Below are 22,653 nucleotides of genomic sequence, written 5' to 3' on the forward strand. Positions count from 1 at the left end.
TCATTTTCTTATCCGTTCATAATTTCGTATGCGCCTGAATATGCGATACCGGCGCATACTGAGATGAATACAAGCAGGTAGATGAAAAGTAAGGCCTTATCGAGGTCATCGTCCCAAATGACCTCGTAAAGAACGGCGGCAAAATTTAATACCCATACGGCGGTGGCGAGGACCACCAAGATATAAGCAAGCGCCGTCACACTATCCCCTCCTGTTCTTTGTCTGCTAGTAGTCCCGCGTCTGCGAGCTGCTGCGCGAGGCCACGGGGGTTGAATTCCCCTGGTTCCGCCTCATATTGTGCGATCAAATCCGCCGCTTTATCTAGGTTGCTCATTTTGTCTCCTCATTCTGGTGTTGTTCTGCTGCTAGTAGTCCCGCGTCTGCGATACGCTGAGCAATTGCACGGGGGTCACCAGTGTCTTGAGAGATGTAAAAGTGCTCTTGCAGCCACTCGTGAATCACTCGTGCTGCTTTATCGATGTTGTTCACGATTGTTCCTTTTCACGGTTGGCCTGACAGTATTCGACATATGCAACAAATTCAGACAGGGGACGACGCTCCCACATCTCAGGATCAGGGATGAATTCTTCGCTGCCCTTTAGTGCATCGTCTGGATTCCATGTAGTGATGATGACAGGGCGGTGGTGCAGGTTGCTGCTGTAATACACGTGGGGTTCAACGGAAAAGCAGCCATGGCTCGTCCAGATGAACACGCGGTGCGGGATATTTTCGATAAAGAATGGGGTCTTTAACCTCATATTCTCTATATTCTTAAGCTCATGCTTGTATTTCCTACCGAGCTTCTTACGCCCGTCGAGCACGTAAACACCGTCATCAAACGAATAATCATTTGGTCCTGGTAGTTTGAGGTTTTTGTTCACGTTGTCAGGATCGTTGGGGACGAATCCGCCCATGTAGTATTCGCTTTGTCGACCCATGAATATGGCTTTGTCGTAGTCACAGTCAAGTTCTTCACAGACCTGCTTACAGAATGCGACCTGTTTTTCTTCATGCTCGACAGAAAGTTTATGAGCCCGCGTGTTTTCGCGTGGGTCTTTACAGACCCACCATGCACGAGCCTCGAAGAAAGACTCGTCGAAGTCTATGCCGATTAGCTCTTTAACCTTCTCTGGGGGTAAAACATCAGTAGTCATTTAATCCTCCTGTCGCTCGTAGGAGCCTTCTGCGGCATAGTCTTGTTCGTCTAATTCCCAGAACTGCGCTCCATCAAACACGCTTGTATTTGCACATCCTGTGCAACGGAATAGGATTAGATGCGTCTTAGCTTTCGAGTGCAGGGGCACTACATTGCCGTCGCGCTCTTCTGCTTGTTCGACGTGTCCTTTTCGCACGATGCCGCCACTTGTGCAGCCACAGTTATCGCAGGCGTTGGATGCCGAGCCGCAAACGATTGGCGCGGGTTTCCAATCTTCCCATTCGATTTCACGGCCGTCCCACCGTGGCGGCACACGGTCAAGGATGTTTAGAATACTCATTCGATTATCTCCAATTGTGCGTGTCGAACACGGCATTCGCCAGCGTCGATAGGACATAGCTTCTCAACGTTTCGCTCTTAGCAACCGCAGCTTCTTTTCCGCCTCCTGCGCCCTCAGCATCTGTGCATGTGCCTCATCGATCCAGTCTTTACCTTCTGGCTTACGCTGCTGATTAATTCTTTTTGCCTTGTTCAAATAGGACAAAATGTAAGGGTAAGCGGAAATCGTCTCACAAAGCTGGTTATGCGCCGATTCATGGATGCTCAGCGCTGAATCGTCATCATCAGGGTCTCCAAAAAGACCAGTGAGGTAAGAATAATTAGTCGCAGTAAGGTCGTCGCCAACCACGCTTGAATAGGCCCTAGCTACTGCTCTGCACCCGTCCCCGATTGCGGCGTTTAGGGAGGTTTCTTGAGGGGCCGTGTTGTCCCCAAAGTCTCGCGTTAGCTGCTTGTGGATCGCATCGAGCATTTCCGCCACTGTGTAGAAAAAGTCGATCATGTCAAGGCGGCTGATGCCGTGCCAATCGCCTAGGGGCATAAGGTTGTCAAAACCATTGGCAGTTTCGCGCAAGTTGTTGGAAGCTTCTCCGATTTTTTCAACTGCTTCAACAATTTTCATTCTTTGCTCCTAAATGGGTTGTAATGATTTTTGCGCCGGGATTTTCATTGAATGCTTTCAGCCCCCATGCCACAGCTTCGGCGATAGCTACCGACCGGTGCCAGCCCCCTTCGCAGAAAATGATCACCGTGTCGCACCCCTCGTAGATTGATCCTTTTACGCGATTGGCGGTTTTTATCGCGCCCTGTGGATCAAGTCTCGCGATGCAGAGCATCACAGTGGGGTCGGTGCCGAAAAGGTCGCCTACCTCTTCCGAAGGGTCGGGGAGTATGCGGGCGTCAACCACCGGCGCGTGAGGGTGCTGGGCTTTGGCCGCTTCGAGCTGGTCAACCCCGCACGTGATTAAATTAATGGCTCTCATTGCTGTGGCTCCTTCCCCTCGGCAATGTCCGCCATTCGCATAAGTGCTTGTGCGAACCGTCTAGCATCATTGGGGCTAAAGTCTGCAGGTTCTGTGCGTTGAATCATGACCCTGCCACCTACGACAGTCCACATAGTCGGCCCAGCCCCAGAATGCGGTACGCCTTCTGCCCAGTTAAAGGTTTCCGCCTTGAAACAGGCGCCATATTCGGTAATAAGGTCACCCAGAATATCTTTCATATCCGTCATGGTTGTGTTCTTTCTGCTGCTGTGGTGAGGATTCCCGCTAGCTCTTTCGCCTGTGCGGGGGTTAGCCCAGCGGCTTTGGCCGCTTCGAGCTGGTCAACCCCGCACGTGATTAACTCGATCCTTCTCATCAGGCGTCACCCCAGATACCCTTTAGATCATCTATAATTTTTGCGTTATCTTTCATGTATGCCTCGCATAAGGCGAAGACTGCTTCAAGGTAGGAGCAGGGGAGGTGGTTTTCATCGCCTGCTTCTATCCCACCCTCATCTTTCGAGATGAGGGTTTTTAACTCTTCTGGGGTGCCATCCCAGCACCCGATACTCATCCACCAGCCTTTACAGGTGGGGGTGAGAATGACTTGGCCGTATGGGGGTTGTGTTATTTGCAGACCATCCCATATACAGTTGTATAGGTTCGCGCCCCGTAGGTTAGCGCCCCATAGTTCAGCGGACCGTAGGTTAGCGAACCGTAGGTTAGCGAACCGTAGGTCAACGTCACGTAGGTTCGCGCCCCGTAGGTCAACGTCACGTAGGTTAGCGAACCGTAGGTCAACGTCACGTAGGTCAGCACCACACAGATCAGCACCACACAGATCAGCGCCACGTAGATCAGCACCACGTAGATCAGCACCACGTAGATCAGGGGCCTTATATTCTGCCCTCGCTTTCTTGATGATCTTTTCAACATCCTCATGGGTCAGGCTAGTCATTGGGTTCTCCTAGTGCTTCTTCGAGGTTGTGGACGTGGTAGGCAAATTCGGTGGCAGTGAGTGGGTAATCATCCCGCCGCATATCCACCAGTTCTGAGGTCATCATCTGCAGCACATCATGCGGGGTGAGCATGGGCGCCTGGTCAATAGGCATCATTTTTTCGCCTCCATATGCGTCACATCCACCTCAAGGAAACCGCTATCATCCATCCCCCGCAGCATCTCCGCCGCCTTCTCAGCGATAGCAACGCTTCGTTGCCAGCCTCTCTCGCAATAAACACACAGCGTCTTATGTGCCAAGGCCCAGCTGACCGCAGTGATAGCCTTACCCACGACTAGCCGACTGTCCTCAGTCACCATCGCGTCCCACACTCGCGGATCCGTACCAAAAATGTCCTGGCATGTGGGGCTAGGATCCGGCAAACCTCGCACATCGAGGCAGGCCATCTCACCGCGCATGAATGCCGCCATTTTTTCGTTGCATGAATAAATAGAAATTTTCATTTACTTACCTCCTCGTTAATCATTTTTCGACGACCTTCGTACCCGGAGAAATAGCGAGCCGATTTTAAGTTTTGTTGTCATGGGCTTCGTAGGCTTTGAGGTAGAAGTTGTAGATTTTGTGGAAGTGTTTTTCTGAGGCGCCTTGTCTGCGCCATGAATAAATGGTTTCTTTTTTGGTGTCGCAGGCTGCTGCGAGTGGAGTTGTTAGGCCTGACCGGATGATCCGGTCAACCCATACTTTGGGGCGTTCTAGGGTTTGGTCTTTGTGCTTTTCATCGGGGTTTTCGATGTTGTCCCATTCCAGTGGTACGGGCCAGAAAACGTGTGGCCCGTAGTTGGGGTGTGGGCGGAAGCTGTCACCGTTGTGTTTGTCCCAGAGTTGGTTAATGTATTGCTGTGTTACTGGGTGGATGTGGCCGGCGTCTTTGAGGGATTCGATGAGGCAGGAGGTTGGTGTTTCTTCGCTTCCAAGGTCGAAGATGTGGATTCCTAGTGCTAGGAGTGCACGGAGTTTGCGGCGTGCGATGAGGCTTCCGTGGGGGTTTGTATGGTGCGCCCCCATCCTGTGGCACACCATTGGCCGCCTGTTTTATGGATGTGTGGTTTTGCTTTGTGGGTTTTCTTCATGGTGCTTTTGGGGTGTTAGGCGACCGCTTGGGTGAACATTTCCCATGCTGGTTCTTCGCCGGCGTCGTAGGGTTGGATCATCCCGGAGTCGAATCCGATCCATTCACCTTCGATTGGGCTTTCGGCGGTGAAGGTGGTGTTGGTGGTTTGGTGGATTGTCCATCCTTCGGTTTCAAGGAGGTTGAGTAGTTCTTCGATGTCGCCGCGGAATTGGTATCCGGTTTCGGTGTTGTCGTCGCGGGTGAGTGTGAGGATGTCTGATTGGGTGAGCATGTTAGTGTCCTGTTGATCCGAATCCGCCGTCGCCGCGTTCGGTTTCGGGCATGGTGTCGATTTCTACGGGGTATGGGAGTTCGATTTTTTTGATGATGAGTTGTGCTATGCGTGTGCCGGCTGGGAATTTGACGCTGTGTTCGGAGAGGTTGGCGATGCAGAGTTTGATTTCGCCGGTGTATCCGTGGTCGATGATTCCGATGTTGTTTGCGAGCGTTAGGCCGTAGTTAAAGGCCATTCCTGACCTGATGTGAACTTCGCCAACGTAGCCGTAGGGGATATTGACGGAAAGGCCTGTGGTGACTGTTCGGATTGCGCCGCTTGGGATGGTGATTGGGGTATCGGTGTGGAGGTCTAGGCCGGCGTCGCCTCGGTATGCGCGTGCTGGGGGTAGGGCGTTTTTGGTGAGTCGTTTGTAGTGGAGTTCTTGCATGTTATTGGCCTTTTTTGAGCAGTTGGGTGAGTGTTTCGACAGTCATGGTGGCGTATTGTTCGGCTGGGTTGGCTTTGCCGTGGCGTTTGTGGATGACGATTGGGTAGGGGGATTCGTCGTTGGCGGCTTCGATTTCGACTTCTTTTATCCAGCCTGCAAGTGTTGTGCGGGTGGTGTTTTTGCATTCGATAGTGACGCGTTCGCCGTGGTATCGGACGCCCCCGATGTCGCCCTTATCTGTGGCGCCGGTTTTGACGCGGCGGTCTATGCGGTCGTCGATGTGGTGGGCGAGGTAGTCGGCGATGATTCTTTCGAATTGTGAGCCTGCTTTTCGCGCTGATGATCGTGTGCGTGCCATTGGTGGTACCTCGTTGCGCTGTAGTTTTGCGGTGCCAGGGCGGGGTATGGTGCGCCCTAGCACCGGTTTGTTGGTGCATGACTTACATGCTTTGGCACAGGGTACGGTGTGTGCCTTGTGCCCGTAGCCGGATTTGAACCGGCGTGCGGTGACTCTTCCAATTGAGCTGTACGGGCGTGTGAGTGGTGCAGGCTTGGCTAGGGAGACAGGTTTACTGCCGGGAACTATCCCATGATGGCGGCCTTTGCAGGGAAGTAGACGTGACCCGCGTTCACACCACTACGTGCCCCTAGCAGGATTTGAACCTGCAACCCACTGATTAAAAGTCAGTTGCTCTGCCAGTTGAGCTATAGGGGCTTTGTGGACTTAAAGCACCATCCACGGGTGTTATTTGCTGAGTTCTAGGACTTTCCGTCGGATTAATTCCGCATTTTCTAATAGCGATTCGCGTACTTCTGGAAGATGGTGGAGTGCAGTGTCTTTAGCAGCACTGCGAAGCCCGTATTCGACGAGTTTGAGGCGCTCACCGTCCATGAATCGTTGTTGTTTACCCATTGTCGATGGTTCCTAATGCTTCGATGTTGCGGTAGTTGATGAATCCACCGTCGGCGCGTTTGATGCTTTGCGGGAGGATGGCTTTACCGATTTTGCTGATTCGCCCGGTGGTTTCTTTGATGTGGGTTGCTCCGGAGAGGATTGCTTTTGTGACTGTGTCACTGTCGAAGGTTTTTCCGTCGATGTCTGCGAGTGTGACTGTGGGGAGGAATGGGTATCGACCTGTGAGGGGTTTCTTTCCGTCGGCGTGGGTGGTGGTGCGTTCGGTGACGGGGCGGGGGAGTTCGGAGCTAATGATGCGTGTTGCTTTTTCGAGTTCTTGTAGAGCTGTTTTTAGCGCACTATGTGTGGTCGCGCTGAGTGGGGTGCTTTGGCGCACCATGTTGAGGTGGGTGTGTAAGCGTCGGATGTGTGCGAGGGCTTCTTTTTTGGTGATGTTCATCTTGCACCTTGGGTGGTGGTTGGGATGTCGTTGATCCATGTGGGTGGTGCTGTGACGATGAGTGCGAGGGCGAATCCTGCGATGATTCCGATTGCGAGCCCTGCCCACCAGAGGCGGAGTCGGCGTTCAGCGATTTCTTTCCATGTCATGATTGTTCCTTGATGGGTTGTGTGAGTGGGATGATTTTTCTTGCGAATATCCGCTGGTAGATGCGTGTTATTGTTCTCATTTTTCTTTTGTTTGGGGGCGGGTTGTGCCATGCCTAGGGCTTGCACCTAGGGAGTTGCTGGTTCATGGCGTGTGTTTTTCGTGCCCTCTTATGCGGTGTTTCCTCACCCCTAGGCTGTGGTGCGGTGGGGTGGTTTCAGCCTGTCGGCACTAATGGTCAAGGCGATCTGTGACACACGCTCGCATTAGTAAGTAGTTCCGCTGGGACACGTCCCCACTACCGTTCTCTGTGGGGTTGGGCTCTCTTTTGAGTTATCAAACAGCACGTTTAGGTTGTGGTTCACAACCATGTTTTTATCGCCTAACAGTTGCTAAATTTTTTGCAACACCTGCTGACAAAAAGGACACTACCCAATATTTGCGGTAGTGTCAAACTCTGCTGTTAACCTGCGGAAAACCTTGATAACGCACTCTCTGAGGTGGGCAACTCTTCCGCTAGTTCACGGTTCGTAACGCCACGAAGTTTTGCAGTTTTCAACGCCTTTTTTGCGACACTCCGCTTCTCCGCGAGAACATCACGAGCGGCGTAATACTCCCGCATCGCAACAAGTGCAGCCTCTTTCAAATCATCTTTTCTCATAGCGGAATCATAACCCGATCACCACGGCGGGTTATCACCACCAAGAGGCGCCGGATTATTCCACCCGTCACCACCCTGAGACTGGCCACCAGACTGGGATTGTGACCCCTGCTCACCAAAACCACCGGTCGACGGCTGGGAACCAAACCCATTCCCACCAGAATTACGCTCATTCCGCATGACACTCGCAGATGCGTAACGCAACGATGGGCCAACCTCATCGGCTTCTAGCTCCATCACAGTGCGCTTTTCACCCTCACGGGTTTCATATGAGCGTTGACGCAAACGCCCGGTGACGATCACGCGCATGCCCTTGGTGAGGGATTCTGCAACGTTTTCGGCAGCTTGGCGCCAAATGTTGCACTGCAAGAAAACCGCGTCACCATCTACCCACTGGTTCGACTGGGAGTCGTACTTCTTGGGGGTAGAAGCAACACGGAAGCTGGTTACTGCTACACCATTAGGGGTGAAGCGAAGTTCTGGGTCTGCAACGAGATTACCAACAATGGTGACGTTGACTTCGCCTTGTGCCATTTTCTTTGTCCTTTTGATCTAGTGCGCGTTTTGTTGAGGTCGCGCCCCCTCATGACGTGCGGTTAGTTGGTGATTTCTGTGGCCCTGGTGTTCCACAGTTCTTCTAGGATTGCGTCTTCTTGTGGGGTGAGGTTTTCAGGGCGTGGAACTTGGTGCAGTTGTTCCATGGTGGTTGCGCTAGTGATCATGTTTTTGAGCTGTTCGATCAGTTCGGTGTTGTTGACCTCTTGCGCTGGCTGCTGGGTGATTTGTTCTTGCTCTGGCTTTTTAGCCATGAGTTGTGCGCGTACTTGTGCGGCAGACTCAGCGTTGTTTTGGTCCATGCGTTGCGCCGTTGCCTGTACGGTCTGCATTTCTTCTTCCACGTACATGCCTGCTGTGAGAGAACAGATTTTTCGGTGGGCGCCTGCTTCTGCACACTTTCCGAGCATGGTGGTTGGCTTGTCGTTCCACATTTGTGTGTAGCCGCCATCCTTCTTGGTTTGTGCGTACTCATCCCACATCACAACGTGGGTGGTTTCCGCGTCTCCGATACGGATGGTGACAGACGCGGCAACAGGGAAACCCCACTTCTTTAACCAGATTGGGGTTTCGGTTCCATCTTCTTTGAAGAACGTCGCGGGCTGGATGGATACCGATTCATTCCGGGCATCCGCCCAACGGCGGGTGACTTTTCGGAAACCGTCAATACCGGCTTGAACGGTCCACTTGGTTTCCCAGCGCACTGGTTCGCCACGGTAACCACCTGTTTTTGTTTTGCGCCCAATGAGATAGATTTCCTTGGCGAATGGGTCTAATCCGGTGCGATTCGCAACCATTTTGAGCATATCGAGGTCAGCATCTGATGCCTCATCTAGTCCTGCGAGTGCACGAAGCTGGTCACGTTCTTCGGGGGTGTATTTGCTGTTCTCACCCGTACGGTAGACGCCGCGGTCGTTAGTGGTGCCTACAAGATCTTGGCTGTTATCTGTGGTTGAAACTGTGGTGCTCATTTTTCTCCTTGTGGTGGGGTGAAGATGTTTTGCAACAACTACACCCTGTTTTATTGCGGCTAGTTATTTTTTACGACACTTAGCTTCCTGCGCCGCCTTCTTCTTCAGGTAGCGGGAAAAGCTGTTACGCAGGTTTGTCTTCTTGCGGTGGGTTGGCCACTCGGCCATAAGATCACATCCTTGATGGCTTTTACTGGTGTAAAGTATTTTGCAACACTACGTTACAGATTTGCGTATTTTTTCACCAAAGACGCTGGTTTGAACGCCACCTTTGGTGTGCATCCAGCCTCGTACATCTCCGGGTAGATTTTCTTCACAAGTTCAGGCTGTAGGCGCTTTTGTGACACATTCTCATAGATGCGATCATCTTTTAGTTGATCGGCAAATAAGACTTCCACTGTCTTTTTGGTGAATCGGGTGCTGGCGCTAGCAACAACATAGCCGTCGACTTTAAGCTGCCGGTGATCTCCCATCAGGGGGATTAGGGCTTCCTGTTCAAGTTTTTCTTTCTGCTTGATGAGTTCTTCAATTTCAATGCACACTGAGAGATAATCGCTTATCGCGTTGATGGGAACTTCCATTGCGTCGTTAACGGTTGGGGAACCGGTTGCTTTGGTGACCTCGTTGAGTACATCTGTGCTGATTGGTGGAGCTGTGTTGGCGTTAGTGGAATCGAAGAATCGTTTAAGCTCTTGAGTGACATCCGCCCATAGCTCAGAATCAAATTCCAGATGGTAGAACCGTGGAATCGTACTGCCAACCTGTGCGATCACGACCGCACTGTGAATGCCGGAAATGCCCATTTGAGCAAGCACCTGAGCGAACACATCGGCCGGTAGTGGGTCGCCTTCCGCGCCCCACTTCGCATAATCGGTTGAGGTTTTGCACTCCAATATGGTTTGTGTTCCATCGGGGAATGTGGCGACGCGATCAAGAAGGACTTGGTTGGGGAAATCAAGATCAGTGTTCGTGTAACCGACTTCACCATCAGACAGGGCAACACCTTCGTGGTAGCGTGCCCAAAACTTGCACAGTGAGTCTTCGGCATCGTGACCCCAATCGAAGCGTGCTTGTGTCACAGAATCGATAGTGTCTTCTTTGAGAATGTCGTTCATTCCTAGATGGATGTCGGCTCGGGTTTGGTATTGGCTTAGCCCGAGGATGGCGGGGACTTTTGATGCGGTGATGGCCTTGCGCCATTCGGTGGCTCCTGGGGTGAGCGGTGTTGTGACGAGTGTGGATGGCATGTGGCACCTCCTTGTCCGGTCGAGGGGGGATCGTGGTGTTTTTGTTGCAAAGTATTTAGCAACACCTGCTGACAAAAAAGACACTACCCAATATTTGCGGTAGTGTCAAACAAATGTATGTGACCAGTGAAATAAGGGATTTAGTCGTTTTTCTGTTTGAACAGTTCCATGCTAATCATCTCGCGGACCGTGTCTAAATTTTCGGCTAATTCTGGCGCATAGAAGCCGTCTTTGTCGCGCATCATGTCCACAAGGAACGCCAACATTAGTTCAACTTTTACGACGTTGGGGAAGTCTCCGCGTTCCTCGATGGTTACAGGAACTGTGTTAACGACTTTTCCGAACTCGTCTGGTTTTCCAGCGCTTGCGAATAAGCACCACACAACATTGTCGGGATTGATGCCAGTTACGCGGCCCAGCACGGTATTAATTAACGCATCCACAGTTCCACTCCTTACTCAAGGCGCCAATATGTCAATGATAGATGTGCGCGAAAAGCAATGACTACCGACCCGTTGTGTTTTACATTTTGCAACGGAGGTAGCCGAAAAAACGCCAAAAAGTGACACGGTTAACAAGAAGAAGGGTTAGGCGGCCTGTGGAGACTCCCATACCACACGAGCAGACCGAACAATCTCCACACCAAACCCATAACTCCGCAACAAATCCGCACGAGCACGAGCACCACCACGAGACTTATAAACACGATCCGAAACCGGCGCAATCCACTCACGAGTCTGCATCTTCTCCACATAATCCGGTGTCGGTGACCACCCAACAGGATGAGGAAGCATCATACCCTCCGAATACTCCATCTCCGGCTCACTCGTAATCAGCAGCCTGTATAGTCTCATTTCTTATCTCCAAACTCTTGTACGATCCATTTCCATGCCACATCCTGCCCCTTTGGGGACATCACTGGTGTCACATATGCATGCCCACTTGTTGAAACGCCTTTCTTATTGCGACCCCACCCACTGCGAATAGCGTGTGAAGACATGTGCCCGGTGTCGTTGCGTTGTCCCCCGATGAGCATCCCATGTCGTGTGAGTAGGTCACGGATGTGGGCTTGATTGATCTTGATTCCGCAGGCAATGCCCCATTGTTGGGCTTCGCGGTAGAAAACTTGGCGGGTCTTCCACTCCGTTACACCGCTGTGAGCATCAGCCTTCGCGATCTTCGGCGCAGCGACCTCTAAAGCTCGTGTGGCACGGGATGCTAATGCTGTTTGCTCATTGGCGCGGCGCTGTTCCGCCTCGTAAGCTTCAACGGTGGTGGCAAGCTCACGGAGTGCATCGGCATAGGTTTGTGGAAGTGCTGGTGTAGGTGGAGCGGAAACTTCAGCTTCGCGGGTTTTGATCGCAAAGTAGGCTTGTGCGGCAGCCGTCTCTGGTTTGCGCGGGTCACCGTTCATTGATGTGAGGTAGGCGGCATACCGTGTGAGGTGGACGTCTTCTCGTGGGCGACCCGCAGTCTTTTCGGTGACATCAACGAAAAGGCTGCTCACGTCTTCGCCGGTGTTCAGTGCAGTAAGTTTTGCCCGTTCGATTGCGGTTCCTAGATTGCGCCAGTCCGCCCCGTATCCCATCAGTGGCATGAGTTCTCTGGCGGACCAGTATTCGTAGCCGTCAACGCGAGTGTGCTTGAGGTTGTCGAATGGGGAAGTGGTTTCCGGCTGGTTGATGACAACAGGTGCTGACATGTCAGACTCCTTGGAAGCTGGTATCCATCATGAGGGCGGTTGCTAGTGCAGTCTCGATGGTGTGTTGGGAGTCTTTTTCTGTTAGAAGGTCAAAGGCGTGTGCTTTGATGCCAACGACCCGCATTGTGGCCCATGGGGAGGGGTCGTTTTCGAGAGCAGCGAGCGCGATAAAAGGTGTGGATTCCATAAGCCTTAATAGTGCCAGTGTCGTAAAACATTATGCAACAGGGTTAAACTTTCAAAACCGGCTCGGACATGCGAAAACGCAATAAAGTCCGAAAACCCCCAAATAGGTGTCACGCATGAACTACCCCCGAAACTATCGCTTTTGTGTGCCGTTTACGTGCCGGAAATAAAGTAAACAGCAGGTCAAAAAAGTAACATTTTGCCAAATAAGGGTTGCAAACCAATTCGCAAACCCAAAACAAAAAACGCCATCTACCAGCAACAAAGCTAGTAAACGGCGTTTTAGACGGTGCCCCTGGTGAGACTCGAACTCACACTGCACGGGTTTTGAATCCGTTTCCTCTGCCAATTGGGATACAGGGGCGCTGGAAAGAACTATAAACCATCAAGGTGGGTTTATGCCAAATTGCCTGTTCGGAGGGTGGATTCGGGCAAATGTTAGATGTACTCGTTACACTGGCCATCGTGACTTCCAATGCGAACCGACTCATGCTTATCGACGGCCACTCGATGGCCTTCCGTGCGTTCTACGCGCTGCCTGCGGAGAACTTCTCTACATCGGGTGGACAGGCGACGAATGCCGTTTACGGATTTTTGTCGATGTTGTCGTCACTGCTCGTTGAAGAAAAGCCAACCCACGTAGCAGTTGCGTTCGACGTTGGCCGCCAAACATTTCGAACCGAGATGTTCCCTGAATACAAAGCGCAGCGTGAGGCTGCGCCACCAGAATTTAAAGGACAGGTGGAAATTATTAAAGAGGTCCTAGGGACTTTGGGAATCACCACCTTGGAAAAAGAAAATTTTGAGGCGGACGATATCATCGCCACGTTGGCTACCGCAGCGGGCCCACTTGGTTTTGATACGTATATCGTTACTGGTGATCGCGATTCTTTCCAGCTAGTAAACGAATCAACCACGGTGCTGTATCCCATGCGTGGTGTATCTGTTCTTCATCGTTTCACCCCAGAAGCGGTGGAAGAAAAATATGGATTAACTCCAGTACAGTATCCAGATTTCGCGGCATTGCGGGGAGATCCTTCAGATAATTTGCCTAATATCCCAGGTGTTGGTGAGAAAACCGCTACAAAGTGGATCGTCCAATATGGAAATCTGGATTCCTTGCTTGCTCATGCCGATGAGATTAAGGGCAAAGCTGGTAATAGCTTCCGAGAGCGTTTAGATCAGGTGCGTATGAATCGCACTTTGACTGAGATGGTCAAGGATCTCGAACTTCCTTATGCTCCAGATCAGCTCGAGCGCAAACCCGCTGATGCGTCGGCAATTGCATCTAAGTTTGATGAACTTGAATTTGGATCGAATCTCCGCGATCGAGTGATCCATGCAGTTGATGCGCAAGGGAACGTCTCTGAAGAGCCTGAAGAAGACAAGCCTGAAGTCGTCATCGACCATGAAAAACTAGCATCATGGCTCGCCAATCGCGCTGGGCAGTCGCTGGCATTGTATGTGCGAGGCCATGGTAGTCCCGCCAGTGGTGATGCTGAGTCGGCGGCGATCGTCGATAAGCAATTTCATGCTGTAGCGCTTGATTTCGGTGACCTTGACGCCGATGACGACCAAGCATTTGCGCAGTGGATTGCTAGTGATTCGCCTAAATACCTACATGAAGCTAAAGCTGTATTTCATATGCTCGCGGGCAGGGGCTACACTCTCAACGGCATTGAGCATGATACTGCTATTGCGGGGTACTTATTGCGCCCTGGCCAGCGCACGTATGATCTGAAAGACGTGTATCAGTGCCATTTGCAACGTCAACTAGGCGGCGGTTCTAGCGAGAGCGGTCAACTCTCGTTGCTTGACGCACCTGATGCTCAAAAACTTGTTAACAGTGCTGTAGCGATTTTGGAGTTAAGTAAATCGCTTACTGCGCAACTACAAGCTATCGACGCATATGAGCTCTATCGGGAAATGGAGCTTCCGCTCGTTGGCGTGTTGGCGCGCATGGAGGCAACTGGAATTTGCGTTGATGTGGCCACATTGCGGGAACAGCGAGACGTATTTGTTGAGCAGGTTAAAGAAGAAGAAAGCGCTGCCCGAGAACTCGCGGGGGATGAGACCCTAAATCTGTCGAGCCCAAAGCAGCTTCAAGTGGTTTTATTTGACACATTAGGGCTTCCTAAGACTAAGAAGACCAAGACTGGATACTCCACGGCAGCAAAAGAAATAGAATCGCTGGCTGTTAAAAATCCACATCCGTTCCTTGATCATCTCTTGGCGCATCGAGAGTTCCAAAAGATGAAAACTACTCTAGACGGCCTCATTAAAGCAGTCGGAGATGACGGCCGTATTCACACTACGTTTAATCAAACTGTCGCCTCAACTGGTCGTTTAAGCTCAACGGAACCAAACCTGCAAAACATTCCTGTGCGTACTCCAGCAGGAAGGAAAATTCGCTCTGCTTTTGTGGTAGGACAAGGGTATAAGTCTCTGCTGACGGCAGACTATTCGCAGATTGAGATGCGTGTGATGGCGCATCTTTCTGAGGATCCAGGTTTGATTGAGGCTTATCAAACGGGTGAGGACCTCCACAATTTTGTGGGTTCGAAGGTCTTCGATGTGCCAGTTGATCAAGTAACTCCTGAACTACGTCGCCGAGTTAAAGCGATGAGCTATGGGTTGGTCTATGGGCTTTCTGCATTTGGTCTTTCCCAACAATTAAACATCCCTGCTGGTGAAGCCAAAGTGATCATGGAAAGCTACTTCGAACGATTCGGAGGGGTAAAACGATATCTTGACCAAGTGGTCGAACAAGCCCGAAAGGATGGGTTCACATCGACTTTGTTTGGCCGTCGACGTTACTTGCCGGAGCTTTCTTCGGATAATCGAGTGGCACGTGAAAATGCCGAACGAGCTGCATTGAATGCTCCAATTCAAGGCACAGCAGCAGACATTATTAAGATTGCAATGCTGCGTGTCGACGCCCGCCTTACTGCAGAAAACTGCCAATCGAGGGTGCTTCTTCAAGTCCACGACGAATTGGTGCTCGAGGTAGCTTCAGGTGAACAAGAAAAGGTTCAACAACTTGTAGAAGAAGAAATGGACGCCGCTATTTCACTGCGCGTACCGCTGGAGGTTTCTGCAGGTGTCGGTACAAACTGGGAAGAAGCTGCGCATTAATTTCAAGCTGGAATTGAGCCCGTGGCTGAGTGCGGAATTCATTCACGGGCTAACGGCAATGCGTTACAAAAATAGCTGTTCCTGGAAAGATACGACCTCTCAGTGGTGACCATTGGCCCCATGTTTCAGTGAGATTGGTAGGCCATTCTGGTTCAATCAGACGATCTATTATGAATCCAGAGGCATTGAGAAGCTCGATCCAATCGCCCATAGTGCGATGGAATTCTGCGTAGGTTATTTTGCCGTTCTTATCGCGTTCTGTGTAACTTCGATCAAAATAAGACAGCTCAGCACATAATCCGATTTCGGTGGGATCGTCTGGGAAAATCCATCGCATGGGATGGTTTGTAGAAAATACTAATTTGCCATGAGGCTTAAGGCACCGTGCAATATCTTTTAAAACTGGCCCTAAATTTTCTATGAAGGGGAAAGCACCAAAAGCCGAAAATGCTATATCGAAGCTGCTGTCTTTATAAGGAAGATTCACAGCGTCGGCCTGTGTGAGAGGTACGTCGGTAGGAGAATGTCTAAGCATGCCCATCGAAAGGTCAAACCCCGTAACAAAGGCGTCATAATTATCGAATAACCAGCGAGAACATGGGGCAGATCCGCATCCGATCTCTAAGACATTTAGTCCTGAAATATCTCCCAATAGGTGTGCCTCGCGTTCTGGGAGCATTTCTGGGCACCAATGAAATCCATTGAGATATGCCGCATGGTCGTTGTGGTAACGCTGGGCATCTGAATCCCACCAATCTCGATTGGCGTCTGAGATTTCTTGATCGTTGTGGTGGTCTTTATGAGAGATGTTCATCATTGATTATTCTTTTCTATTCAAACTGCTTGATCTAGCTGGGATTATGCACTATTGTTGTCACAGCGTGTCTGTGCTTAAGTTGCAGGTTGCCTTAGTAGGAGGGTGGCACTGTAACTCTAGTGGGATCAAATGCCAAGGGTATGTGGTGTTTTGAGAGACGCGTTCCTGTCCATCAACGATTCCTACATTATTTTCGGAGCATTTATACATATGCCAACCAACAACGTCCCTCAGGTTGCGATTAACGACATCGGAACCGCTGAGGATTTCCTCGCTGCAGTCGACGCAACCATCAAGTACTTCAACGATGGTGACATCGTCGAGGGCACCGTGGTCAAGGTTGACCATGATGAGGTTTTGCTTGACATCGGATACAAGACCGAAGGTGTTATCCCTTCCCGCGAGCTGTCCATCAAGCACGACGTCGATCCAGATGAGGTTGTCGAAGTCGGCGACCAGATCGACGCACTTGTTCTCACCAAGGAGGACAAGGAAGGCCGTTTGATCCTTTCCAAGAAGCGTGCACAGTACGAGCGTGCATGGGGTGCTATCGAGGAGCTCAAGGAGAAGGACGAGCCAGTTACCGGTACCGTTATCGAGGTTGTCAAGGGTGGCCTCATCCTCGACATCGGACTGCGTGGCTTCTTGCCTGCATCCCTCGTTGAGATGCGTCGTGTTCGCGACCTCGATCCTTACATCGGTCAGCAGATCGAAGCAAAGATCATCGAGCTGGATAAGCAGCGCAACAACGTTGTTCTGTCCCGTCGTGCATGGCTTGAGCAGACCCAGTCTGAGGTTCGCTCCGAGTTCTTGCACCAGCTGCAAAAGGGTCAGGTCCGCAAGGGTGTCGTTTCCTCTATCGTCAACTTCGGCGCATTCGTCGATCTCGGCGGTGTCGACGGCCTCGTTCATGTTTCCGAGCTGTCTTGGAAGCACATCGATCACCCATCTGAGGTTGTCACCGTTGGTGACGAGGTTACCGTTGAGGTTCTCGACGTCGATCTCGACCGTGAGCGCGTTTCCCTCTCTCTGAAGGCAACTCAGGAAGATCCATGGCGCGTATTCGCACGCACCCACGCTGTCGGCCAGATCGTTCCAGGTCGCGTCACCAAGCTCGTTCCATTCGGTGCGTTCGTTCGCGTCGAAGAGGGCATCGAGGGCTTGGTTCACATCTCCGAGTTGGCCCAACGCCACGTTGAGGTTCCAGACCAGGTTGTTAACGTCGGTGACGAGGCAATGGTCAAGGTCATCGACATTGACCTTGAGCGCCGTCGCATCTCCTTGTCCCTCAAGCAGGCTGACGAGGACTACACCGAAGAGTTCGATCCTTCCAAGTATGGAATGGCTGACTCCTACGACGAGCAGGGCAACTACATCTTCCCTGAGGGCTTCGATCCAGAGACCAATGAATGGCTCGAGGGCTTCGACGAGCAGCGTCAGGCTTGGGAGGCTCGCTACGCTGAGTCCGAGCGTCGCTTCCAGCTACACACTGTTCAGATCGAGAAGAACCGCGTTGCTGCCGCTGAAGCTGCAGCAGCAGGTGAAGCTACCAACTACTCCTCTGAGTCCGCTGAGGCAGCTCCGGCCGCAGCTAACACCGAGGCAGAAGGTGGCTCCTTGGCTTCCGACGAGCAGCTCGCCGCTCTGCGCGAGAAGCTTGCTGGTAACTAATCAGTACTGATTAAAAGCCTTTAAGGTGGGGGTCCTAGCGTATTTTGCTAGGACCCCCACCTTTTTCTATGTCGTATGGCGTACTAAACGTGAATGAAAAGGAATGCAAACACAACGTTCAAAATCGTGGCAACAATCATCGGTACAGATGTACGTTTGACGAGTTTGATAGGACTGACATTAATCGCAGTCGAAACAATAATGACTGCCGCGTTGACGGGGGACACCTGGCGCATCAAATTCGACGTTCCCCAAATTGCCGTAAGCATTTGAACGGGGAGAACACCAGTCTGGGCTGCAAGTGACGGTACGACTTCAGAGAATGCGAAGTAAGGGGCAGTGCCAGATCCCGTTAAAGCTGACATAAGTGCTGTTGAAGCTACGAATGCCAAAATGATAATCACAGTAGCGCCAGAGGATCCTTCAGTAGCATTAATCAGCATATCGATCACGCCTAGCTGGGTTACGCCCTCGACGAGTACCGCAGCTGCAACCAATAGTGCGACCACACCCGCAGCGCCTTCTCCCATGCCTTTAAAAAAGAGTTTCACTGTTTCTAGTGCATTCATGAGGCTTCGATGCCGGATGGCTTCGATTATCAGCGAAATGAATAGTGACACAATTGTCACCGGCAAAATGCCAGCTTCAAAAGATAGTAGGTCTGCGCGATGTAAGACGGCTGTCACCAAAATGAGAAGGAGTGGAAGCAAGGGGAGTAGGGCATAGTATGCGGGGAGGCCAGCGGCGCGCCGGAGCGCGTCGTCAACTGCTGACGTGTCATGCTGAATCGAAGGAGCATCACTTGTGGGAAGTGCTGATTTGCGTGCGTCTACTTTGTCGCAATGATGTTGCCAAGCCATGTGGACAAAAGCGGTGATCACAAGAGTTGGAATAGTGGCCTTAGCAACGTTGCCGTACACATATTCTGAAATTGGCATACCCACGAGATCAGCACCTTGGATAAGTCCAGCTTCCAAAGGTGTAGCTACGATGGTTGATGAGGTGACGATGATAGCGGCCACGGTGAGTGGGGTGAGACCGGCTGCGACGAGTGCTGGTAATAGGGTAGCGACCAATAGCAGAGAAAGTGCGGACGCTGATGGCACAATCAGGGACAACGCAGTTCCAATGGTAAAACCGATCGGTACCATCCAGTAAGAACCGCGCATTTTTTGGAGTGGTGCGGACAAAAGAACGACTGCTTTGGCGTCGGCACCGATTGTGCGCATGTAGGAGACAAAACCAAAGAGCACCATGATGGCCATGCCAATACCAGAAAATCTGGATTTAAAAAGTGCCTCGATGACAAGCAGCTCATCGTAAAAACTATTACCAGATGGTTTAATTTCTACTGACGGTTCGGCCTTCCCAGAAATAGCCGCAATCATAAGAAGAAGTACACCCACGAAGAAAATCGCAGCAGCAGCGTTGACTTTCTTGATAATTAGGTACATCACTGCGGCGAAGGAAATGAGGGCTATGAGAAGATAAAGCACTATCTGAGGTCCTTCGACATAGCGACCGTCCGCGTCATATAAGGAGCACTGGTCTTTGCGTGTGAAAGCATTCGACCTTGCCAAACTGACGCGGTGATCTCCCTGTGTGGCCTTAATCCAACACTTTCATGTAGTAACCACTTTAGCTAGTGGTTATGACCTCTGTGGAGAATATCTACTACTTGTGATGATTGACACGAGAGAGGCTACGACAATTACCTAGCGATTGTCTGCGCCGAGACGAGCGACGTGCAAGGTGAGATAAGATACTTCCTCTGCGGTTAGAGGGGCATTCATGCGCAATTCAATAATGGCCGAAAGAGCTTCGGCACATTGAGCTGCAGTCGGGTATTGCTCGGCAATCGTGCTTGCTACCCGTGCTGTAGGCGAATCAAGCTGTTTGTGCTCGGCCATGCGGACGAAAAGATAGCGCAGATGGGTAATAAAACGGGCGACGGAAATATCTTCTCCGCTTAGTGTGGTTCCATAAAAACCGCCGATAATCTCCAAGAGCTGTTCAATAAGGCCGGTCATCCGATACGTTCCAGATAGATCTCCTACGGAAAAACCAGCATTAACAATGTGGAGTGTTAATGCGATTGCCTCCGCTTCATGGAGTGGACGTTGTAACTCGGAGTTAATTTCTTTGAGTAACCGCTGCGCACTATGAAAATCTTCGGCGTAGAGGTGGCGAACCTCCGCCTCAAGCGGATACTCCACTGATTTGGTACGAGTTGACGCCGCATGTACGTGATCGGCTAAAGCGATCACGAGGGTGAGCGTGCTGCGTAGTTTTTCGGATAAACCAGCACGTTCCATGGCTTCGAGTACTAACCGAATGTACTCACCAGGAATAGCGGCTAGCATGAGCGCGGAGTGGTCTGGATCTCGACCATCAGCAGGCACGAAAACGCGTACTACCTTTGTGGGGTCGACGTCATCTCCAGTCTTAGCTTGGAAGCCCAGGCCGCGGCCGGTCACGATGACCTCTTCATCGTCACGACGGGCGAGAACCACATTGTTGTTAAAAACGCGCAGAATTTGCATGAGTATTCATTCTAAAGCAGGGCCGCTTCCTTGAAAGGAAACGACCCTGCTCTTGGCTCGCAGTGACTTCGAAGGCTGCCCTATAACAGGGGGCCGTATCGAATGTTCAGTTTATTGCGTAACAGTGAAGATGGTGTCACCCGCGCCGGCATGCTTGACGCCGGTTGGGGTTACGGCCTTCATTGCCTTTGTGTTGGTAACTGCAACGACGATGGTGGTGCCATATCCTGCAGCGCGAACCTTGTCATAATCAACAGTTGCGAGTTTTTGTCCTGCTTCAACACGGTCGCCCTTTTGGACTGCAGGAGTGAAACCTTCGCCCTTCATCTGAACGGTATCAATTCCGATGTGAACGAGAACCTCGACGCCGTCATCTGTCTTAATTCCGTAAGCATGGCCGGACTTCATGGCAGATTTAACGGTGCCGGAGACTGGTGAATAAACCTCTGTGCCGGCACCAGCAGTCGCCGTTGGGTTAACTCCGACGCCGTCGCCTAGTGTGCCTGCGGAAAATACAGGATCGGCGATTTCTGCCATAGGGAGTACTTCGCCGGAAATAGGGGAGCCGACTTTGCACTCGCCAGCAGGATTAGCAGCTGCAGCTGCAGGCGCTGGGGTAGTAGCTGATGGGACTGTTGCGGCAGGAACATCGTCAGCACTGTCGCGACGAGCAAAGAATTCTGCTTTTTCTTCTGCAGTGCGGTAGTCGGTGATGAAGATGGCGAGGAATGCCACGGTGAAGGCGACCAAGATCGAAACCATGTAGATCCATGCTGGGTTAAACACGAACATAGTTGGGATCGAAGTAAAGACGAAGGCGTTAGTGGTTACTGGTTCGAAGATGGTGGACAATACAGCGATGGTCAAGCCGCCTGCAAAACATCCGGCGAGCATACGTGGGTACACGCGTTTGAAGCGGAGGTGAATACCGTAGAGGGAAGGCTCGGAGATGCCGCCGAGAAGACCTGCAGCTAGAGCAGAACCAGCGGTCTGTCGCATTACGGTGTCCTTGTCGCGGATGGACAGTGCCAAGACGCCGGCGGTAGCACCGAAGCAAGCGAAGTTCCAAGTACCCATAGGGCCTTGAATGAAGTCGTAGCCCAAGGTCTGAATGTTGATAAGCATCAAGGCGTTCAGAGGCCAGTGCAGACCGAGTGGAACCAAGAATGGGTATAGCAGTGGAATAGCAAGAGCGAAGACGAATGGTGCGTTCTCGTTCATCCAGGACAAGCCAAGACCGATACCGTTACCAGCCCAGGTGCCGAATGGGCCGATGATGAAGGCGGTCACAGGAATCATAATGACCAAAGTCAGGAATGGTACGAAAACCATGTGAACTGCGGTAGGGATAACTTTCTGGAAGCCCTTGTAAACAACGGCAGCGACAGCGGCCATGATCAATGGCACGAAGACGTTTCCGCCGTAATCGGGGAAAGTCATGTTGATGCCGAAGATTGGAGCGTGGCAGGTTTCAGTGCCCAGGGCTGCGTTGGTCACGCATTCCGCAGTAGAGCTCTCTTTAAGACCAAGGAACTCTGGGGTAAATAGCGCAAACATAATGGCGGCTGGAACCCACGGATCGATACGCAGTTTCTTACCCGCGTTGAAGGCCACCATGACTGGCAGGAAGTAGAAGACTGAGCGCCACATTGCATCGACGAAGACCCAAGAAGCCGACTTGTCGTCTGCGCGGAAGTCGACGATGTGGAATGCGTCGAGCACAGCCGTGAACGCGATAATGAGGGAGGCGCCCAGCAGCACGCCCAAAATTGGGCGGAAGGAGTCGGATAGGTACTCAAAGAAGGAGTCCATCCATGGCAGTTTGCCCTTAGACTTTGCGCGAGCCGCAGCCTTGATATCAGCATCTGAAGGAGCCGCAGACTTCATCTCGGGAAGGTGGGTCATGTCGTCATAGACGTTGGCTACGTCGCCACCAATAACGACCTGATAATTACGGCCACCTTGTGGGACCGCACCCATGACCTTAGGTATGGAGTCGAGGGCTGCTTTATCAACCTTGGAGGCGTCGGCAAGCTCGAAACGCAGGCGAGTTGCACAGTGCGTAAACGACGTAATGTTGCTCGCGCCACCGATGCCATCAAGGATGGCCCGAGCGGTATCTTCGCGTGTTTGCGTAGACATTCGCTTTTCCTTTCATTTATGGATGGGCTCGATCTCTTTAAAAGCTTAGAAACCACAAAAGACCTAGGGCGCTGCAATTAAGCGTCCTAGGTCTTGCCCGAAGTAACAATCCATGTTTGAGAATACAGCTAGCTACCTAACAAAGACAATCGTGATGTGCATTTACATGGTGGGAAAGGCGTGACTGCCGTCATGTAAAGAGTTGAAGCTTGACTGATTTATGTGTGTGGCTGTCTTTAGGTATTGCTA

At 51.5% G+C, this 22,653-nt stretch carries 32 protein-coding genes, 2 tRNA genes and 1 pseudogene; 2 read left to right on the forward strand and 33 right to left on the reverse strand.

Features of this window, described 5'->3' with window-relative positions; translation table 11 throughout:
* Positions 1–8: 8 nt before the first annotated feature.
* The 29 genes and pseudogenes from AT687_RS05395 to AT687_RS05510 all read right to left on the reverse strand — a co-directional run bounded on the left by AT687_RS05395 (position 9) and on the right by AT687_RS05510 (position 12,460).
* Positions 9–200 (reverse strand): hypothetical protein, encoded by a 192-nt coding sequence (locus AT687_RS05395; RefSeq protein WP_014319022.1) that lies wholly within the window; start codon positions 198–200, stop codon positions 9–11.
* Positions 197–334 carry a hypothetical protein gene (locus AT687_RS12415; RefSeq protein WP_014319023.1) on the reverse strand — a complete coding sequence of 46 codons (138 nt, stop codon included), beginning with the start codon at positions 332–334 and terminating at the stop codon, positions 197–199. Before AT687_RS12415 ends, AT687_RS05395 begins: the two co-directional genes overlap by 4 nt.
* A complete protein-coding gene (locus AT687_RS12420; protein WP_014319024.1) occupies positions 331–489 on the reverse strand; it encodes a hypothetical protein in 159 nt (52 codons plus the stop codon). Before AT687_RS12420 ends, AT687_RS12415 begins: the two co-directional genes overlap by 4 nt.
* Positions 486–1,154 carry a hypothetical protein gene (locus AT687_RS05400; RefSeq protein ID WP_014319025.1) on the reverse strand — a complete coding sequence of 223 codons (669 nt, stop codon included), beginning with the start codon at positions 1,152–1,154 and terminating at the stop codon, positions 486–488. Before AT687_RS05400 ends, AT687_RS12420 begins: the two co-directional genes overlap by 4 nt.
* Entirely contained in the window at positions 1,155–1,496 is a 342-nt protein-coding gene (locus AT687_RS05405) for a hypothetical protein (RefSeq protein ID WP_041740504.1), read from the reverse strand.
* 63 nt (positions 1,497–1,559) lie between these two features.
* The gene (locus AT687_RS05410) at positions 1,560–2,117 is read right to left on the reverse strand and encodes a hypothetical protein (protein WP_014319027.1); all 558 of its coding nucleotides are present in this window, start codon (positions 2,115–2,117) and stop codon (positions 1,560–1,562) included.
* The gene (locus tag AT687_RS05415; RefSeq protein ID WP_014319028.1) at positions 2,104–2,478 is read right to left on the reverse strand and encodes a hypothetical protein; all 375 of its coding nucleotides are present in this window, start codon (positions 2,476–2,478) and stop codon (positions 2,104–2,106) included. Before AT687_RS05415 ends, AT687_RS05410 begins: the two co-directional genes overlap by 14 nt.
* The gene (locus tag AT687_RS05420) at positions 2,475–2,717 is read right to left on the reverse strand and encodes a hypothetical protein (RefSeq protein ID WP_227917063.1); all 243 of its coding nucleotides are present in this window, start codon (positions 2,715–2,717) and stop codon (positions 2,475–2,477) included. The genes AT687_RS05415 and AT687_RS05420 overlap by 4 nt, the downstream gene beginning before the upstream one ends.
* Positions 2,718–2,853: 136 nt before the next feature.
* Positions 2,854–3,051: a hypothetical protein gene (locus tag AT687_RS12995; RefSeq protein WP_227917079.1), complete on the reverse strand. Its 198-nt coding sequence runs from the start codon at positions 3,049–3,051 to the stop codon at positions 2,854–2,856.
* Positions 3,052–3,162: 111 nt separating this feature from the next.
* Positions 3,163–3,435, reverse strand: a pseudogene (locus tag AT687_RS13000) (pentapeptide repeat-containing protein); the annotation flags it as partial.
* Positions 3,428–3,592, reverse strand: a complete 165-nt coding sequence (locus AT687_RS12425) for a hypothetical protein (protein WP_014319031.1) — start codon at positions 3,590–3,592, stop codon at positions 3,428–3,430. The gene AT687_RS12425 and the pseudogene AT687_RS13000, both read right to left, overlap by 8 nt.
* On the reverse strand, positions 3,589–3,939 hold the full coding sequence (locus AT687_RS05430) for a hypothetical protein (RefSeq protein ID WP_014319032.1): 351 nt from the start codon (positions 3,937–3,939) through the stop codon (positions 3,589–3,591). Before AT687_RS05430 ends, AT687_RS12425 begins: the two co-directional genes overlap by 4 nt.
* Positions 3,940–4,003: 64 nt before the next feature.
* Complete coding sequence (locus AT687_RS05435) at positions 4,004–4,501, reverse strand: hypothetical protein (protein ID WP_014319033.1); 498 nt, start codon at positions 4,499–4,501, stop codon at positions 4,004–4,006.
* An 80-nt stretch (positions 4,502–4,581) separates the two neighbouring features.
* Positions 4,582–4,839 carry a hypothetical protein gene (locus AT687_RS05440; RefSeq protein WP_014319034.1) on the reverse strand — a complete coding sequence of 86 codons (258 nt, stop codon included), beginning with the start codon at positions 4,837–4,839 and terminating at the stop codon, positions 4,582–4,584.
* A gap of 1 nt (position 4,840) precedes the next feature.
* A complete protein-coding gene (gene dut, locus AT687_RS05445) occupies positions 4,841–5,272 on the reverse strand; it encodes a dUTP diphosphatase (RefSeq protein ID WP_014319035.1) in 432 nt (143 codons plus the stop codon).
* 1 nt (position 5,273) lies between these two features.
* A complete protein-coding gene (locus AT687_RS05450; protein WP_014319036.1) occupies positions 5,274–5,630 on the reverse strand; it encodes a hypothetical protein in 357 nt (118 codons plus the stop codon).
* Between the two features lie 284 nt (positions 5,631–5,914).
* A tRNA-Lys gene (locus AT687_RS05455) sits at positions 5,915–5,987 on the reverse strand.
* A gap of 30 nt (positions 5,988–6,017) precedes the next feature.
* Entirely contained in the window at positions 6,018–6,185 is a 168-nt protein-coding gene (locus AT687_RS12430) for a hypothetical protein (protein WP_014319037.1), read from the reverse strand.
* Positions 6,178–6,627 carry a hypothetical protein gene (locus AT687_RS05460; RefSeq protein ID WP_014319038.1) on the reverse strand — a complete coding sequence of 150 codons (450 nt, stop codon included), beginning with the start codon at positions 6,625–6,627 and terminating at the stop codon, positions 6,178–6,180. Before AT687_RS05460 ends, AT687_RS12430 begins: the two co-directional genes overlap by 8 nt.
* Positions 6,624–6,887: a hypothetical protein gene (locus AT687_RS05465; protein ID WP_014319039.1), complete on the reverse strand. Its 264-nt coding sequence runs from the start codon at positions 6,885–6,887 to the stop codon at positions 6,624–6,626. Before AT687_RS05465 ends, AT687_RS05460 begins: the two co-directional genes overlap by 4 nt.
* Before the next feature lie 350 nt (positions 6,888–7,237).
* Positions 7,238–7,435: a hypothetical protein gene (locus AT687_RS05470; protein WP_014319040.1), complete on the reverse strand. Its 198-nt coding sequence runs from the start codon at positions 7,433–7,435 to the stop codon at positions 7,238–7,240.
* 18 nt (positions 7,436–7,453) lie between these two features.
* Positions 7,454–7,969 (reverse strand): single-stranded DNA-binding protein, encoded by a 516-nt coding sequence (locus AT687_RS05475; RefSeq protein WP_014319041.1) that lies wholly within the window; start codon positions 7,967–7,969, stop codon positions 7,454–7,456.
* 62 nt (positions 7,970–8,031) lie between these two features.
* Positions 8,032–8,961: a RecT family recombinase gene (locus tag AT687_RS05480; protein ID WP_014319042.1), complete on the reverse strand. Its 930-nt coding sequence runs from the start codon at positions 8,959–8,961 to the stop codon at positions 8,032–8,034.
* 221 nt (positions 8,962–9,182) lie between these two features.
* The gene (locus tag AT687_RS05485; RefSeq protein ID WP_014319044.1) at positions 9,183–10,208 is read right to left on the reverse strand and encodes a YqaJ viral recombinase family protein; all 1,026 of its coding nucleotides are present in this window, start codon (positions 10,206–10,208) and stop codon (positions 9,183–9,185) included.
* Between the two features lie 140 nt (positions 10,209–10,348).
* On the reverse strand, positions 10,349–10,651 hold the full coding sequence (locus AT687_RS05490; protein WP_014319045.1) for a hypothetical protein: 303 nt from the start codon (positions 10,649–10,651) through the stop codon (positions 10,349–10,351).
* Between the two features lie 144 nt (positions 10,652–10,795).
* The gene (locus AT687_RS05495) at positions 10,796–11,062 is read right to left on the reverse strand and encodes a hypothetical protein (RefSeq protein WP_014319046.1); all 267 of its coding nucleotides are present in this window, start codon (positions 11,060–11,062) and stop codon (positions 10,796–10,798) included.
* A complete protein-coding gene (locus AT687_RS05500; RefSeq protein WP_014319047.1) occupies positions 11,059–11,910 on the reverse strand; it encodes a DNA-damage-inducible protein D in 852 nt (283 codons plus the stop codon). Before AT687_RS05500 ends, AT687_RS05495 begins: the two co-directional genes overlap by 4 nt.
* 1 nt (position 11,911) lies before the next feature.
* On the reverse strand, positions 11,912–12,097 hold the full coding sequence (locus tag AT687_RS05505) for a hypothetical protein (RefSeq protein ID WP_014319048.1): 186 nt from the start codon (positions 12,095–12,097) through the stop codon (positions 11,912–11,914).
* Between the two features lie 289 nt (positions 12,098–12,386).
* Positions 12,387–12,460: transfer RNA gene (locus AT687_RS05510), tRNA-Leu, on the reverse strand.
* Positions 12,461–12,531: 71 nt separating this feature from the next.
* Here AT687_RS05510 and polA point away from each other — a divergent pair.
* The gene (gene polA, locus AT687_RS05515) at positions 12,532–15,231 is read left to right on the forward strand and encodes a DNA polymerase I (protein ID WP_014319049.1); all 2,700 of its coding nucleotides are present in this window, start codon (positions 12,532–12,534) and stop codon (positions 15,229–15,231) included.
* Between the two features lie 49 nt (positions 15,232–15,280).
* Here polA and AT687_RS05520 read toward each other — a convergent pair whose 3' ends face one another.
* The gene (locus AT687_RS05520; protein WP_010934839.1) at positions 15,281–16,048 is read right to left on the reverse strand and encodes a class I SAM-dependent DNA methyltransferase; all 768 of its coding nucleotides are present in this window, start codon (positions 16,046–16,048) and stop codon (positions 15,281–15,283) included.
* A gap of 210 nt (positions 16,049–16,258) precedes the next feature.
* On the opposite strand from AT687_RS05520, the gene rpsA reads away from it, so the two are divergent.
* On the forward strand, positions 16,259–17,719 hold the full coding sequence (gene rpsA / locus AT687_RS05525) for a 30S ribosomal protein S1 (protein WP_003851272.1): 1,461 nt from the start codon (positions 16,259–16,261) through the stop codon (positions 17,717–17,719).
* A gap of 83 nt (positions 17,720–17,802) precedes the next feature.
* On the opposite strand, the gene dcuC is transcribed toward rpsA, so the two are convergent.
* The 3 genes from dcuC to AT687_RS05540 all read right to left on the reverse strand — a co-directional run bounded on the left by dcuC (position 17,803) and on the right by AT687_RS05540 (position 22,404).
* On the reverse strand, positions 17,803–19,215 hold the full coding sequence (dcuC, locus tag AT687_RS05530; RefSeq protein WP_010934840.1) for a C4-dicarboxylate transporter DcuC: 1,413 nt from the start codon (positions 19,213–19,215) through the stop codon (positions 17,803–17,805).
* A gap of 219 nt (positions 19,216–19,434) precedes the next feature.
* On the reverse strand, positions 19,435–20,262 hold the full coding sequence (locus AT687_RS05535; protein ID WP_003851273.1) for a PRD domain-containing protein: 828 nt from the start codon (positions 20,260–20,262) through the stop codon (positions 19,435–19,437).
* 111 nt (positions 20,263–20,373) lie between these two features.
* On the reverse strand, positions 20,374–22,404 hold the full coding sequence (locus AT687_RS05540) for a glucose PTS transporter subunit IIA (RefSeq protein WP_014319050.1): 2,031 nt from the start codon (positions 22,402–22,404) through the stop codon (positions 20,374–20,376).
* Positions 22,405–22,653: the final 249 nt, after the last annotated feature.

The sequence above is a fragment of the Corynebacterium diphtheriae genome, from assembly GCF_001457455.1.
GTDB lineage: Bacteria > Actinomycetota > Actinomycetes > Mycobacteriales > Mycobacteriaceae > Corynebacterium > Corynebacterium diphtheriae.

Coding starts and splice junctions, on each gene's coding strand:
- AT687_RS12415 (WP_014319023.1), bottom strand. CDS start 334: ATGAGCAACCTAGATAAAGCGGCGGATTTGATCGCACAATATGAGGCG.
- AT687_RS05400 (WP_014319025.1), bottom strand. CDS start 1,154: ATGACTACTGATGTTTTACCCCCAGAGAAGGTTAAAGAGCTAATCGGC.
- AT687_RS05405 (WP_041740504.1), bottom strand. CDS start 1,496: ATGAGTATTCTAAACATCCTTGACCGTGTGCCGCCACGGTGGGACGGC.
- AT687_RS05410 (WP_014319027.1), bottom strand. CDS start 2,117: ATGAAAATTGTTGAAGCAGTTGAAAAAATCGGAGAAGCTTCCAACAAC.
- AT687_RS05415 (WP_014319028.1), bottom strand. CDS start 2,478: ATGAGAGCCATTAATTTAATCACGTGCGGGGTTGACCAGCTCGAAGCG.
- AT687_RS05420 (WP_227917063.1), bottom strand. CDS start 2,717: ATGAAAGATATTCTGGGTGACCTTATTACCGAATATGGCGCCTGTTTC.
- AT687_RS12995 (WP_227917079.1), bottom strand. CDS start 3,051: ATGAGTATCGGGTGCTGGGATGGCACCCCAGAAGAGTTAAAAACCCTC.
- AT687_RS12425 (WP_014319031.1), bottom strand. CDS start 3,592: ATGATGCCTATTGACCAGGCGCCCATGCTCACCCCGCATGATGTGCTG.
- AT687_RS05430 (WP_014319032.1), bottom strand. CDS start 3,939: ATGAAAATTTCTATTTATTCATGCAACGAAAAAATGGCGGCATTCATG.
- AT687_RS05435 (WP_014319033.1), bottom strand. CDS start 4,501: ATGGGGGCGCACCATACAAACCCCCACGGAAGCCTCATCGCACGCCGC.
- AT687_RS05440 (WP_014319034.1), bottom strand. CDS start 4,839: ATGCTCACCCAATCAGACATCCTCACACTCACCCGCGACGACAACACC.
- dut (WP_014319035.1), bottom strand. CDS start 5,272: ATGCAAGAACTCCACTACAAACGACTCACCAAAAACGCCCTACCCCCA.
- AT687_RS05450 (WP_014319036.1), bottom strand. CDS start 5,630: ATGGCACGCACACGATCATCAGCGCGAAAAGCAGGCTCACAATTCGAA.
- AT687_RS12430 (WP_014319037.1), bottom strand. CDS start 6,185: ATGGGTAAACAACAACGATTCATGGACGGTGAGCGCCTCAAACTCGTC.
- AT687_RS05460 (WP_014319038.1), bottom strand. CDS start 6,627: ATGAACATCACCAAAAAAGAAGCCCTCGCACACATCCGACGCTTACAC.
- AT687_RS05465 (WP_014319039.1), bottom strand. CDS start 6,887: ATGGCACAACCCGCCCCCAAACAAAAGAAAAATGAGAACAATAACACG.
- AT687_RS05470 (WP_014319040.1), bottom strand. CDS start 7,435: ATGAGAAAAGATGATTTGAAAGAGGCTGCACTTGTTGCGATGCGGGAG.
- AT687_RS05475 (WP_014319041.1), bottom strand. CDS start 7,969: ATGGCACAAGGCGAAGTCAACGTCACCATTGTTGGTAATCTCGTTGCA.
- AT687_RS05480 (WP_014319042.1), bottom strand. CDS start 8,961: ATGAGCACCACAGTTTCAACCACAGATAACAGCCAAGATCTTGTAGGC.
- AT687_RS05485 (WP_014319044.1), bottom strand. CDS start 10,208: ATGCCATCCACACTCGTCACAACACCGCTCACCCCAGGAGCCACCGAA.
- AT687_RS05495 (WP_014319046.1), bottom strand. CDS start 11,062: ATGAGACTATACAGGCTGCTGATTACGAGTGAGCCGGAGATGGAGTAT.
- AT687_RS05500 (WP_014319047.1), bottom strand. CDS start 11,910: ATGTCAGCACCTGTTGTCATCAACCAGCCGGAAACCACTTCCCCATTC.
- AT687_RS05505 (WP_014319048.1), bottom strand. CDS start 12,097: ATGGAATCCACACCTTTTATCGCGCTCGCTGCTCTCGAAAACGACCCC.
- polA (WP_014319049.1), top strand. CDS start 12,532: ATGTTAGATGTACTCGTTACACTGGCCATCGTGACTTCCAATGCGAAC.
- AT687_RS05520 (WP_010934839.1), bottom strand. CDS start 16,048: ATGATGAACATCTCTCATAAAGACCACCACAACGATCAAGAAATCTCA.
- rpsA (WP_003851272.1), top strand. CDS start 16,259: ATGCCAACCAACAACGTCCCTCAGGTTGCGATTAACGACATCGGAACC.
- AT687_RS05535 (WP_003851273.1), bottom strand. CDS start 20,262: ATGCAAATTCTGCGCGTTTTTAACAACAATGTGGTTCTCGCCCGTCGT.
- AT687_RS05540 (WP_014319050.1), bottom strand. CDS start 22,404: ATGTCTACGCAAACACGCGAAGATACCGCTCGGGCCATCCTTGATGGC.